15 protein-coding genes are annotated in these 11,962 nt (G+C 60.6%); 4 read left to right on the forward strand and 11 right to left on the reverse strand.

Annotation, left to right across the window (positions count from 1 at the left end):
- Positions 1-63 precede the first annotated feature (63 nt).
- The 3 genes from tnpA to tnpC are packed head-to-tail and all read left to right on the forward strand — an operon-like array spanning position 64 to position 2,426.
- Complete coding sequence (gene tnpA, locus Ga0080574_RS26890; protein ID WP_076695206.1) at positions 64-474, forward strand: IS66-like element accessory protein TnpA; 411 nt, start codon at positions 64-66, stop codon at positions 472-474.
- The gene (gene tnpB, locus Ga0080574_RS03245) at positions 468-821 is read left to right on the forward strand and encodes an IS66 family insertion sequence element accessory protein TnpB (RefSeq protein ID WP_076695208.1); all 354 of its coding nucleotides are present in this window, start codon (positions 468-470) and stop codon (positions 819-821) included. The genes tnpA and tnpB overlap by 7 nt, the downstream gene beginning before the upstream one ends.
- Before the next feature lie 54 nt (positions 822-875).
- On the forward strand, positions 876-2,426 hold the full coding sequence (gene tnpC, locus Ga0080574_RS03250; protein WP_076695246.1) for an IS66 family transposase: 1,551 nt from the start codon (positions 876-878) through the stop codon (positions 2,424-2,426).
- Here the strand turns inward: tnpC and Ga0080574_RS25755 are convergent.
- The 3 genes from Ga0080574_RS25755 to Ga0080574_RS03265 all read right to left on the reverse strand — a co-directional run bounded on the left by Ga0080574_RS25755 (position 2,369) and on the right by Ga0080574_RS03265 (position 5,737).
- Entirely contained in the window at positions 2,369-2,707 is a 339-nt protein-coding gene (locus tag Ga0080574_RS25755; protein ID WP_237219249.1) for a hypothetical protein, read from the reverse strand. The two genes, tnpC and Ga0080574_RS25755, sit on opposite strands and share 58 nt — an antisense overlap.
- Positions 2,708-2,827: 120 nt before the next feature.
- Positions 2,828-3,217 carry a Cu(I)-responsive transcriptional regulator gene (cueR, locus tag Ga0080574_RS03260; protein WP_009824489.1) on the reverse strand — a complete coding sequence of 130 codons (390 nt, stop codon included), beginning with the start codon at positions 3,215-3,217 and terminating at the stop codon, positions 2,828-2,830.
- A 9-nt stretch (positions 3,218-3,226) separates the two neighbouring features.
- On the reverse strand, positions 3,227-5,737 hold the full coding sequence (locus Ga0080574_RS03265; protein WP_067264436.1) for a heavy metal translocating P-type ATPase: 2,511 nt from the start codon (positions 5,735-5,737) through the stop codon (positions 3,227-3,229).
- Between the two features lie 170 nt (positions 5,738-5,907).
- On the opposite strand from Ga0080574_RS03265, the gene Ga0080574_RS03270 reads away from it, so the two are divergent.
- On the forward strand, positions 5,908-6,081 hold the full coding sequence (locus Ga0080574_RS03270) for a heavy-metal-associated domain-containing protein (RefSeq protein ID WP_418314523.1): 174 nt from the start codon (positions 5,908-5,910) through the stop codon (positions 6,079-6,081).
- Between the two features lie 8 nt (positions 6,082-6,089).
- Here the strand turns inward: Ga0080574_RS03270 and Ga0080574_RS03275 are convergent, their stop codons facing one another.
- The 8 genes from Ga0080574_RS03275 to Ga0080574_RS03310 form a co-directional block, all read right to left on the reverse strand.
- A complete protein-coding gene (locus Ga0080574_RS03275) occupies positions 6,090-6,809 on the reverse strand; it encodes a DsbA family protein (protein ID WP_076695210.1) in 720 nt (239 codons plus the stop codon).
- A complete protein-coding gene (locus tag Ga0080574_RS03280) occupies positions 6,809-7,303 on the reverse strand; it encodes a c-type cytochrome (protein ID WP_005619169.1) in 495 nt (164 codons plus the stop codon). The genes Ga0080574_RS03275 and Ga0080574_RS03280 overlap by 1 nt, the downstream gene beginning before the upstream one ends.
- A complete protein-coding gene (locus Ga0080574_RS03285; protein ID WP_050686572.1) occupies positions 7,300-8,688 on the reverse strand; it encodes a multicopper oxidase family protein in 1,389 nt (462 codons plus the stop codon). Before Ga0080574_RS03285 ends, Ga0080574_RS03280 begins: the two co-directional genes overlap by 4 nt.
- 16 nt (positions 8,689-8,704) lie before the next feature.
- The gene (locus Ga0080574_RS03290) at positions 8,705-9,595 is read right to left on the reverse strand and encodes a c-type cytochrome (protein ID WP_076695212.1); all 891 of its coding nucleotides are present in this window, start codon (positions 9,593-9,595) and stop codon (positions 8,705-8,707) included.
- A 4-nt stretch (positions 9,596-9,599) separates the two neighbouring features.
- Positions 9,600-10,190, reverse strand: a complete 591-nt coding sequence (locus tag Ga0080574_RS03295) for a c-type cytochrome (RefSeq protein WP_005619176.1) — start codon at positions 10,188-10,190, stop codon at positions 9,600-9,602.
- Between the two features lie 14 nt (positions 10,191-10,204).
- Positions 10,205-10,663: a c-type cytochrome gene (locus tag Ga0080574_RS03300; RefSeq protein ID WP_005619178.1), complete on the reverse strand. Its 459-nt coding sequence runs from the start codon at positions 10,661-10,663 to the stop codon at positions 10,205-10,207.
- Positions 10,663-11,235: a L,D-transpeptidase gene (locus Ga0080574_RS03305; protein WP_043847205.1), complete on the reverse strand. Its 573-nt coding sequence runs from the start codon at positions 11,233-11,235 to the stop codon at positions 10,663-10,665. Before Ga0080574_RS03305 ends, Ga0080574_RS03300 begins: the two co-directional genes overlap by 1 nt.
- Before the next feature lie 128 nt (positions 11,236-11,363).
- Positions 11,364-11,957 carry a L,D-transpeptidase gene (locus Ga0080574_RS03310; protein ID WP_005619183.1) on the reverse strand — a complete coding sequence of 198 codons (594 nt, stop codon included), beginning with the start codon at positions 11,955-11,957 and terminating at the stop codon, positions 11,364-11,366.
- Positions 11,958-11,962: the final 5 nt, after the last annotated feature.

Genomic DNA, 11,962 nt, shown 5'->3' on the forward strand with positions numbered 1-11,962 from the left:
ATTGCCGACGGGATCAGCCATTGCGAGTTGATACGCATCCAAAGAAAAGGAGTGCGTTTCGCAATGTTCGCAAAGAGTTCGTTCCTCACGGCGCTTGGTGTTGAAGTCTTCGCCTCGGGGCAGAGGCGCTGGCCGGATCATGTGAAGGCGCAGGCGGTGGCCGAGACCCTGGAGCCTGGGGCGACGGTGTCAGGTGTCGCCGCGCGCTACGAGATCATGCCGAGCCAGCTGACGGCGTGGCGGCGGCTGGCCAAGGATGGCAAGCTCGTGCTGCCTGCGGTCGAGATCGATGAGCCGGTTTTCGCACCTCTGGTCGTCCGGGATGAGACCACGACGGCCCCCGAGCCCGAGCGGCACCGCGCCGAGGCGCCAGTTAGGGTTGTCCGGGGTTCGGTCATCATCGAGCTCGCACAGGATGCGCCCGCGGCCCGGATTGCCGAGATAGTCCACGCGCTGGAGGCGCATCCATGTTGATGCCCTCGCAGGGCGTGCGGATCCTGGTGGCGACACAGCCGGTGGACTTCCGGAAAGGCCATGACGGTCTCGCAGCGCTGGTCCAGTCGACGCTGGCCGAGGACCCATTTACCGGCACCGTCTTCGTCTTCCGCTCGAAGCGGGCCGACCGGTTGAAGATCCTGTTCTGGGACGGCAGTGGGCTCGTGATGGCCTACAAGCGGCTGGAAGAAAGCACCTTCACCTGGCCGGCGATCCGCGACGGGGCCATGACCCTGAACCGCGCGCAATTCGAGGCCCTGTTTGCCGGCCTGGACTGGCGCCGGGTGCGGTCACTGGAGGTGCGTCGGCCGGCTGTGGCAGAGTGACTCGCCCCGACGAATGACGGGGCATCGGCGCATTTGGCGCGGTATGATCTGCGCATGTCCAGCGCCCCACCCATCGATCTGTCCGCGATCCCCGAAAGCCAGCGCGCCGCCGTGCTGGCGGTGCTGCAGGAGCGTGACGCGCTGAAGGACGCGAACCGGCGGCTCGAGCATCTCGTGGCCGAGCTGAACCATGTCGTGCATGGCAAGCGGTCCGAGAAGCTGAGCGATGATGACCGACAGCTGGCCTTCGAGGACCTGGAAACCGCCGTCGCCGAGGTCGAGACCCGCAAGGAGCAGGTTGCGCCGTCGACGGCCACGCCGCGCCCGGCACGGCGTCGCAACCTGGGCCATCTGCCTGCCGAGTTGCCGCGCATCGAGCGTGTCCTGGAACCCGCAAGCCTCGATTGTCCATGTGGCTGCGGCCGGATGCACCGGATCGGCGAGGACCGCACCGAGCGCCTCGACATCATCCCGGCGCAACTCCGGGTCCTGGTCGACACCCGGCCGAAGTATGCCTGCCTTGTCTGTTCGGACGGGGTCACCCAGGCGCCAGCAGCACCTTGGCTGATCGAAGGTGGGCTACCGACCGAGGGCGCCATCGCGCATGTCCTGATGTCCAAGTTCGCGGACCACCTGCCGTTCTACCGCCAAAGCCAGATCCTGGCGCGCTCCGGCATCCAGATCGACCGCAGCACCCTGGCGGACTGGGCCGGCACAGCAGCCTTCCATCTCGGCCCCGTGGTCGACAGGCTGACCGAGCATCTCAAGTCGTCCGGCAAGCTGTTCATGGACGAGACCACCGCCCCGGTCCTCGACCCAGGCCGTGGCCGAACCAAGACCGGCTACCTCTGGGCGCTTGCCCGGGATGACCGCGGATGGGGCGGAGAGGACCCGCCCGGCGTGGTCTTCACCTACCATCCCAGCCGCGCAGGGGCGCATGCAGAGCAGATCCTGCAGGGCTTCGACGGAATCCTGCAGCTTGATGGCTATACCGGTTACGATCGGTTGACGCGCCCCTCCCGCAAGGGCGGCGCGCCGATCACGGTTGCCCACTGCTGGGCACACGCTCGCCGCAAGCTGAAGGAAGTCTTCGACCGCGACGGCTCCGAGATTGCGGCCGAGGGACTGCGCCGGATTGCCGAGTTCTATCGCATCGAAGCCGAGATCCGCGGTATGGGCCCCGGCCAGCGTCTGTCTGCCCGACAGGCCCGCAGCGCGCCCCTCGTGGCCGCGTTCGGCGATTGGCTGCAGGCGCAACGTCTTCGCGTCTCCGCAAAATCCCGGCTCGGCGAGAAGCTGACCTACATCCATCGCCACTGGCCCGGCCTGCAGACCTTCCTCCACGATGGCCGCGTCGAGATCGACTCCAACGCCGTCGAGAACCTGATCCGACCGATCGCGTTGACGAGAAAGAATGCCCTCTTCGCCGGCCACGATGAGGGCGGCCGCACATGGGCTCGCGCCGCCTCCCTGATCGCCACCGCAAAGATCAACGGCGTCGAGCCTTTCGCCTACCTGAAGGCGACCCTCGAGGCCATCGCCGCCGGTCACCCGGCCAGCAGGATCGACGAGCTCCTGCCCTGGAACTTCAACCCGGCAAGCTGATCCCGCGTGGGGCGCAGACAGCGCTTACTGAAAAGGAGCATCACGGTCGCAATCGTCGCGCCCATGATGAACGTCATGTAAAATCGGGTTTCGCTCCAGTAGACATGTTCGAAGGAGTACGAGTTGATGTACATCAGGCCGAACATGATCGCTGTCGACGTGCCAACCATCGCCAGAAACCGGCCATAGGATGAACCTGAATGGCCCCCCGAATGTGCTGCATCTTCACTTGAACGGGCGTGGGACCCGCCGCTAGATTTCCCGGTCGTATCTTCAGACATTTGATCCCTCCACCTTGGCTTGAATTGCTGAAGAAACAACATTCCAGCGGGGGAGGGCTCCAACAAACTCCAACGCTACGGTGCGAAAATCCGAAGAATGTCGGCCCCAAGCATCATGCGCTACGGCTCTTTGGCCAGATCTTTCAGAATCGGACAATCCGGGCGGTGATCGCCATGGCAGGCGTCAACGAGGTGTGACAGCGTATCGTGCATCGACCTGAGCTGGGCAATCTTTTCGTCAATGGCCGCCAGGTGTTCTTGTGCGACCGCTTTTACTTGTGCGCTTTCCCGTGTCTCATCCTCATAGAGATCAAGCAGCGTGCGGCAGTCTTCTATCGAGAACCCCAAGGTCCGGGCGCGGCCCAGGAATGCGAGCTTGTGGATGTCGCTGTCGCGAAAGGCGCGATATCCGTTATCGCTGCGCAAAGGCCGGACAAGGCCGATGTCTTCGTAGTAGCGGATTGTCTTCGCTGGCAAACCCGCGCGTTCTGATACTTCTCCGATGTTCACACCTGTCTCCTATTCTGCGGGCTGCGTTGCGAATTTCGTCGCCGCGTCGTGGGGCGGATCCTGTTCCGACATCGTCGCCTTGATCCGTCGCAGCCGCAGCGCGTTGGTCAGAACCGACACGGAGGACAGCGCCATGGCCCCGGCGGCAAACACCGGCGACAGGAGCAATCCAAAGGCTGGATAAAGCGCGCCCGCCGCCACAGGGATCAGCGCGACGTTATAGCCAAAGGCCCAGATGAGGTTCTGCCGGATGTTGCGCATGGTCTTGCGCGACACGTCTATTGCATTCACCACGCCGCGCAGATCCCCCGACATCAGCACCACGTCGGCGCTTTCGATTGCGACATCCGTGCCGGTTCCGATGGCGATGCCGACATCGGCATGGGCCAGTGCTGGCGCGTCGTTGATGCCGTCCCCGACAAAGGCGATCTTGCTGTTCCCTTGCCGCAATTCGTCCAGGGCGGCGACTTTTCCATCCGGTAATACCCCTGCAATGACGTGGTCGATCCCGACCTCGCGGGCTATGGCATCTGCCGTGGCCTTCTTGTCTCCGGTGATCATCGCGACCTTGATCCCTCGATCATGCAGAGCTGCGATCACTTCGGCGCTGGAGGATTTGACCGGGTCTGCCACGGCAATCACAGCCGCCAGGGTTCCATCCACCGCAGCATAAAGCGCGGTGCGTCCCTTTTCGGCCAACGCCCTTTCGCGGTCTTCCAGCGGGCTGGTGTCAATGCCCTGCTGCACCATGAAGCGATCCGCACCGACATGAACCTTGCGGCCCTGGACAAGCGCCTCGACACCGTAGCCGGTCACGGACCGGAATTCCGTCGCATCGGGCCAGGACAGGCCTTCGCTCTTTGCGGACTGCACGATGGCCTCTGCCACCGGGTGCTCAGACTGCGCCTCGACAGATGCGATGAGGGCGAGTATCTCTGCCCGGTCAAAGCCGTCGGCCGTGATGAGGTCTGTCAAACTGGGTTGCCCTTGGGTGACCGTCCCGGTCTTGTCGAGCGCAACGAGGCCGACGTCGTCCAGATGTTGCAGCGCATCTCCCTTGCGGAAGAACACCCCCATCTCGGCAGCGCGTCCTGTCCCCACCATGATCGAGGTGGGCGTGGCCAACCCCATGGCGCAGGGGCACGCAATGATCAGAACGGAGACACCCGCCACAAGCGCAAAGGTCAGAGCCGGATCGGGACCGACCAGCAGCCAGACAACCACAGTCGCAAGCGCCAGAACCAGAACGGCAGGCACGAACCACATGGTCACGCGATCCACTAGGCCTTGGATCGGCAGCTTGGCCCCCTGAGCATCTTCGACCATGCGGATAATCTGCGCCAGCGTGGTATCCGCCCCGACCCGCGTCGCCGTTATGGTCAGGCTCCCGGTGCCGTTCACCGTGCCGCCGGTCACCGGTTCGCCAGCAGCCTTTGGCACGGCGAGGGGTTCACCGGTGATCATGCTTTCATCGACGTTGCTTGATCCTTCTGTGACCTCGCCATCGACAGGCAGCCTTTCACCGGGACGCACGAGGATCTGATCGCCGATCCGAAGTTCCTTGATGTCAACCTCGGTCGCCTGCCCCTCGCGCAGGACCCTGGCTGTCTTTGCCTGCAGACCAAGAAGGGCCTGAATGGCTGCACCGGTCTTGCCCTTGGCCCGCGCTTCAAGCCAGCGACCCAACAAGATCAGAACGACAATAACCGCCGCTGCTTCGAAATAGACGGCGCGCACACCGTCAGGCAGCACCTGTGGCAGGAAGGTCGCGACTACGGAATAAGTCCACGCCGCCCCGGTTCCCAGCGCGACAAGGCTGTTCATATCCGGAGCACGCTTGATCAACGCCGGAATGCCCTTCGCAAAGAACCTCCAACCCGGTCCGAACAGAACCACCGTGGCAAGCGCGAATTGGATCAGCCACGACGTTTGAATGCCGATTGTGCTCTCAATCAGGCCCTCAAAGCCGGGTATGGTGTGTTTTCCCATTTCCAGAACGAACACCGGAACGGTCAGGATCGCGGCAAGGATGACACGGCGCGCCAGCGCGTCGGCTTCTTCTGCCTTGCGGTCCGATCGGTCCTCGTGCGCATCGCTCTGCGCAATCTCGGCCGGGTATCCCGCCTCCGTACTGATCCGGGCAATCTCTTCCGGGGTGATGGCATCTGAAAGATACTCTACCACAGCCGTTTCGGTTGCTAGATTGACCGCCGCATTCAATAGGCCGGGTGTCCGTACAAGCGCCTGTTCAACCCGACCGACACAGGACGCGCAGGACATGGCGTCTACGTTCAGCGTGACGCGCGCCGTGCTTGCCGGGTAGCCGGCCTGCGACAGTGCCGCAACCGCTGCGCCCGTCGTGGCTGCATCATCCGTCTGAAACTGTGCCGTTTCACTCACCAGATTGACACTGACGTTCGAAAGGCCTGGAACCTCGCCGAGAGCCTTTTCAACCCTGCCCACACAGGACGCGCAGCTCATGCCGGAAACGGACAGACGTATCGTATTGGGGTCGGTCATGAGAGACTCCTCGGTTGAACTTACCCTGATATAGGGCTTCCAGTTGCTGGAAGCTCAAGAGAGTATCTCATTTATTTTTCTGATATTTGCTTGACCTTCCTCCCGATGGAACGACCAAGTCTGAGGTTGTACCAAAAATGGAGGCCTTCATGATTTTTTCCGTCCCGAAAATGAGCTGTGGACACTGTACATCCGCTATCGAAAGCGGCATCAAGGCAAAGGATCCATCAGCCGTTGTCACGTCCGATCTGGACCTTCGCCTTGTCACTGTCCAAAGCACATTGGAACAGGCCGCTGTGCGGCAAGCCATCGTTGACGCTGGCTACGACGCTTCAGCCGCGTAAGCTTGTCCTTATTCGGCGGCCCGTGCCTGATCGACAAGCTCGATCATCTGGTCCGCCTGGATCAGGCCCGGCGCAAGACTGTCGCCGATCACAAATGAAGGTGTGCCACTGAACCCCAGAGATTGCGCAAGCCGCATGGAAGTCTGTATGTGTTCTTCTATTTCCGGTCCGTTCATGTCGCGACGCAACTGTGCAACATCGAGGCCGATGTCTTCCGCAGTGCGGAGAATCGATGCTTCCTCTGCGCGTTCCTTCAGTTGCATCATGGCCCAATGAAACTCTTCATATTTGCCCTGGTTTCGGGACGCCAGCGCCGCGCGGGCGGCAAAAACCGACCCGTCCCCCAGAATGGGCCATTCCCGGTAAACGACCCTGACGTTGGGATCAGCGGCAAGCAATGCCTCCATTTCAGGTTTAACCCGGCGGCAATAGGGGCAGTTGTAGTCGAAGAATTCGACAACCGTGACATCGCCATCCGGATTGCCCAGAACGGGCGCATTGGGATCATTTTCAAGCGTGGCTTTTTCCGTATCGAGAACCTGCGCTGCGGCTTGCGCCTGCAACGCCTGCTGTTGCTGTTCGAACAACTGCGCGGCCTCGAACACGATGCCCGGATTCTCGCGGATGGCTTCCAGCATCAGTTCCTTGATCCGGTCTTCGTCCATGCCGTCTGCCGTCGCAGCGATGGGAAGCATTAACAGTGCGGTGGTAGCCAAGAATCTTTTCATTATCCGTCTCCTTGTGAGGCAATATCCTGGGCCGTGCGCTCGGCTTGCGTGGCGCGTTCACGCTCCGGCCATGTTGACTTGATGTATGCGAGGATGTCCCAGATTTCCCCGTCGCTCAGTTGGTCGCCGAAACCGGGCATGCCGCTGTTGAAGTCAACGCCTTGCGCCGCGAGAACCTCGGCGCCCCCCAGCTTGGTGTAGGCGAACAGCATGCTGTCCGCGTGGTGCCAAGTGTGGCCGCTTGCATCATGCGGCGGTGCGGGCAGGCTTCCGTCATCACGCGGACTGCGCCAGTTTTCTTCACCTTCCAGATTTGCGCCATGGCACGCGGCGCAATTTTCGGCATAGAGGACTTCGCCCGCGGCCACATCGGCTGAGGAGTTGATGAGGTTTTCCGCCGTATGGTCGGTTCCGCCGGACCGGGTCCACAGGAATATGGTAGCCACCGCAACGGTAACTACGCCCAACGCAAGATAGACGGATCGCGGGGTCATCCAACGACGATCTTGGTCATCATGCCCGAAGCCGCATGCGACAGCATGTGGCAATGTAGCAGCCATTGGCCCGGGTTGTCCGCCACAAAGGCAATCTCGCGCGTCTGACCCCGTTCAAGAAGGGTCGTGTCACGCAGCGGTCCGAGGGTGCCGTTTTCGGCGACCTCGTGGAAGTGAATGCCATGCAGGTGCATCGCGTGCGGAAACGCCGTGTCGTTCACGATCTTCAATCGTACATTCTGGCCGCGGTCCAGCCGCGCAAGGGGATCACCGTTGATCCCGTCCACTTTGCCGTTGAACGACCAGAAATACCCGGCCTCGACGATCTCGCCGATCGGCTTGAGTTCGCCCCCAAGGGAAGCGGACCTCATCCGCCCCATGGCACCGCCTTCCATACTCAGGCTGAGCATCGTGGCTTCACTCAAGTCGACCATCCTGTGGTCGTTCGGCGGCAAGGCCAAAGGCGCGTCTCGACGATTTTTCGAGCCCCACTCAACGACCTCGAATGTAACCTGGCTGAAGGCCTCTTCCCGGCCGAACTGAAGAATATGAGCCGTTTCACCAACATCCGCGACCACATCGACGATCAGGTCGATCCGTTGAGCCGGAGCGAGGATCATCGGCTCCGTCACCTTAATGGGTGCAGCCAGGGGCATGCCGTCCAAAGCAACCGCCCAACCGTCAAGGCCTTCCAGCCCCAGTTGGAAATTGCGCGCATTGGCAGCATTGATCAGCCGCAAGCGCAGTCTTTCGTTCTTGCGTGCACTCAGGCCCAGATTGAAGGTTCCATTGGTCGTCAGCAGGTTGCCGATGCGCCCTGCGTGGCTGAGATCATGAGGCGCTCCGAAGTCGTCTTTGATCTGCGCGGTTTCGGGGTCAATAAGCCAATCATCCAGGATCAGGACTTCCTCGCGATCAATGTCGAGAGGCTCGGCCTCTTCCACGATCAGTGCACCGTAAAGCCCTCTGCCCACCTGCTCAAACGACCTATTATGGGCATGGTACCAATAGGTCCCGGCATCCGGGACAGTAAAGTCATAGTCGAATGTTTCCTCCGGCTGGACCACATCCTGTGTCAGGCCGGAAACGCCATCCATCGCATTGTCGATGCGGATGCCGTGCCAATGCGTCGACGTTCCCTGAGAAAACCGGTTGACCAATCTGCGCTGGACACGCCCCCCCTGCGCCACGCGAATCTCCGGACCGGGTGAGCCGCCGTCAAAGCACCAAAGCGATGTCTTGCCATAGTTGCCGGGCAGCAGCTGCACGTCGCTTTGCTGGGCTGTCAGGGTCGCGAATGGCGTGCCCGCAAATCCAGTGCTGGCCGACAGACCACTGAACGCAGCAGATGTTGCCAGAAATTGGCGGCGATTGAGCGTGATCATTCGTGGGTTCCCAAGATTATGATTTGTTGTCCAGCAGGTAGGTGGCCATCGCATTCAGGTCTGCGTCGCTCAGAAAGCCCGTGCCATAGCGCACGACTTCGGCCATTGATCCACCAAATACGTCGCCAGACGGCGTTATGCCAGATCGCAATGCATAAGCCATATCGTCTGTTGTCCAGCCTTCGGACACAAGATCGCGCGTCCGGATCGAAGGTGCTTTGCCACCTCCCGGCAAGGCGTCGTTGCCGGAAAACCTCTTCGATACTATGCGTGCGCCTGCAAAGTTCCGCGTTGTGTGGCAGGCAGCACAATGTGCCGCCCCGTTGACCAGCAGCTTGCCCCTGTTCCAAGCATCGCTTCGGTCCGCCTCTGGTGCGGTGTCAGGCTTTGTCAGAAAAGCCGCCCGCCAAAGTTTCATCCCCCATCGCTGATCGAACGGAAAAGGCACCTCATGGGACGGGGTCGGCACATTCACGGCTGGCACGGTCTGGAACGCGGCCCACAGATCGGCAATGTCCTGATCCGTGTAGTTTGCATAAAACGGGTAGGTGAAGGTGGGATAATAGGGGTCTCCGTCCGGGGAAATTCCCTGCCTTACCGCTTTTGCAAACTCTTCTACTGTCCAGCCGCCAATCCCGAATTCGACATCGGTGGTCAGATTTGGCGGATAGAATGTCCCGAAATCGGTCCGGAGCGGCGCTCCTCCTGCCAATGGCGCCCCGCCAGCTTCAAAGTTGGTGTGGCACGCAATGCATCCACCGGCGCGCGCCAGATACGACCCCCGCTGGGCATCGCCTTGCAGGGTCAGGTCCGAGACTGGCGCACCGATCGGCCAGGCTATCGTTGCCGCGACAACGCCGATGCCGCCGACGACCCCCGCACCGATGATCCAACGCCACCACCGCATCTGATCACTTGTCCTCTTTGCGGAACTTCTGGTGGCAGGCCGAACAGGTCTGGGCGACCATCGCGAACGCACGGTCGGTCGGCATGTCCGCAAACATCTCGGTCGTCATGGGAAGGTCCGATCCCATCATGCCCCCTCCCATTGCAGGCGCGGACCCGCCACCCATCATCCCGTCAGTGGCGCCGCCCATCATTGATTCGCTACCGTTGCCCTGTGCTGCGGCCAACCCATTGCCTGCGCTCAACTTCAATCCTTCGGCGGCTGTTCTCAACTCTTGCGCAAGGGCCGCGAACTCTTCGCTGTTTTCCCAGACCGACGGCAACGCCTTGGACACTCCGCCACCCGAGCCTTCAGGAAACAGTCGCGTCATTTGCTCACCGGCATGGCCGATCATCGCGCCAGCTTCCCTGCGGACGACATCGGCGTCATAAGGTACCTGACCCCGCATCATGGGTGATAGCGTCTTGAGTGTTTTGGCCATCGCGGACATGCCCTGCATCCGCTCCAGCACCACGCCGGTTGCTCCGGAATGCGCCAAGGCAGCAACGCCGGTCGTCCCGATCGCAATGGCAGTAATCCATATCTTCATGTTCATGTTGGTCATTCCTGTCAATTGATCCCGTTGGCGCGCTGAAGTTCCCGCACATATGCAACAACCATCTTCACATCGCCGGGTGTGACGCCTTCAACTGGCGGCATATTGCCAAACTTCCAATGGTGCGCTCTGACACCTTGTTTCGCGGCAAGCAAAAAAGCGGCGTCACCGTGATGGCTCGGTTCATAGATCTTGTGGACAAGCGGCGGTGCCACGCCATTCTGTCCGGCAGCATTCGCACCGTGACAAGCGGCGCAAGCGCCATCGAAAACACGCTTTCCCAATTGGGCATTTGCTGAGAATTCAGCAGGCACAACCACGTCTGCAATCGGCGCGCCCTCTTCCGTCTGCGAAAGATCAGGCGTTGTCATTGTGTGGCCGGGCATCGAAGACGATGGCTGCAATTGCTGCCAGATCACAACCGCGCCACCGACGACAAAAAACGCCGCAATCAGGATGCCGGACTTCGACATCAGATTAATCGTACCTGCGTGCCGACCGGTGTCCTTTCGAACACCTCGATGATTTGCTCGTTGTAGAGACCGATACACCCGCTTGAAGAGCGTCTTCCGATCTTGCGCGTATCATGGGTGCCGTGAATCCTGTAGTACGTCCAACTCAGGTGCAGGGCACGGACGCCCAACGGGTTATCCGGCCCGGGCGGCATATAGGCTGGCAAAGACGGGTCACGTTCGCGCATGGAGGGTGTAGGGGTCCAGTCAGGTTCGGGGTCCTTGAACGTGACTGTCGTGTAGCCGCGCTTTGTCAGCTCGTCAGACAAGGGAACCGATGTCGGATAAATGCGCATTTCGCCATCGGCCGTCCAGTGTTGCATCACGCGGGTAACGGTGTCTGCGATGATGATACCCTTGTCCAAAGCGTCAAAGTGGTCTTGCCAAGCGTGTGTACGAAACGATGAGATATTCCTTCGGACACTGGTTTGATCCACCTGCGCACGCAGGATGGACGGGGCCGCGAAAGCTGCCGATGCGGCACCTGCCGTGAATGCTCGACGCGTTACACGTGTTTGCTTGCGGGTCATCATATGGCCTCATGTTGTTGTCTGCCTATCCACTAGACTACCCGCCTGGTCGCATTTCATGAACAGTTCGGGGCCTGATATTATGTAACGATATGTATCCCGGCCAACGGACACGTCTTCGCGCTGCTGCCTCAAACCTCGATGGGTTTCAGGACAACACGCGTGTCGAGCGGGACCTTCTCATAGAGTTCGATGATCTGATTATTGGTAAGCCTTGCACAGCCGTTTGAGACACGTCGACCAATCGTCTTCGGATCCGTTGTGCCGTGAATTCTCAGGTAGGTGTCCCCACGCCCTGGCTGGTAAAGATACAAGGCGCGGGCACCGAGTGGATTGTTCAGCCCACCGGGCACACCGCCCGCAAAACGAAGATATCGGTCAGGATCTCTGGCTATCATGGCGGGTGTGGGCGTCCACCGCGGCCACTTTTGCTTGCGCGCGACATAGAACTCGCCGGATTCATAGAGCCCCTCCCGGCCAATTCCGACGGTATACCTGATTGCCCGATTGTTCGGCAAAGTCCAAAATAAAGCGAACTGGTTCGGATCGACATGTATTTCTCCCGGTTTGTCTGCCTCGGTGAACGGAACCTGGCGCGGCAACTGCTCCGGGGGCACCACAGATGGCCCGACGCGCCGGTCGTGCTCTGCGTCACTATGCGCGAATGCTGTTTTTCCACTCACCGAAAGAGCTGCAACAGAAGTCAGGAAATATCTTCGTTTCATATACT

Source organism: Salipiger abyssi (genome assembly GCF_001975705.1).
GTDB lineage: Bacteria > Pseudomonadota > Alphaproteobacteria > Rhodobacterales > Rhodobacteraceae > Salipiger > Salipiger abyssi.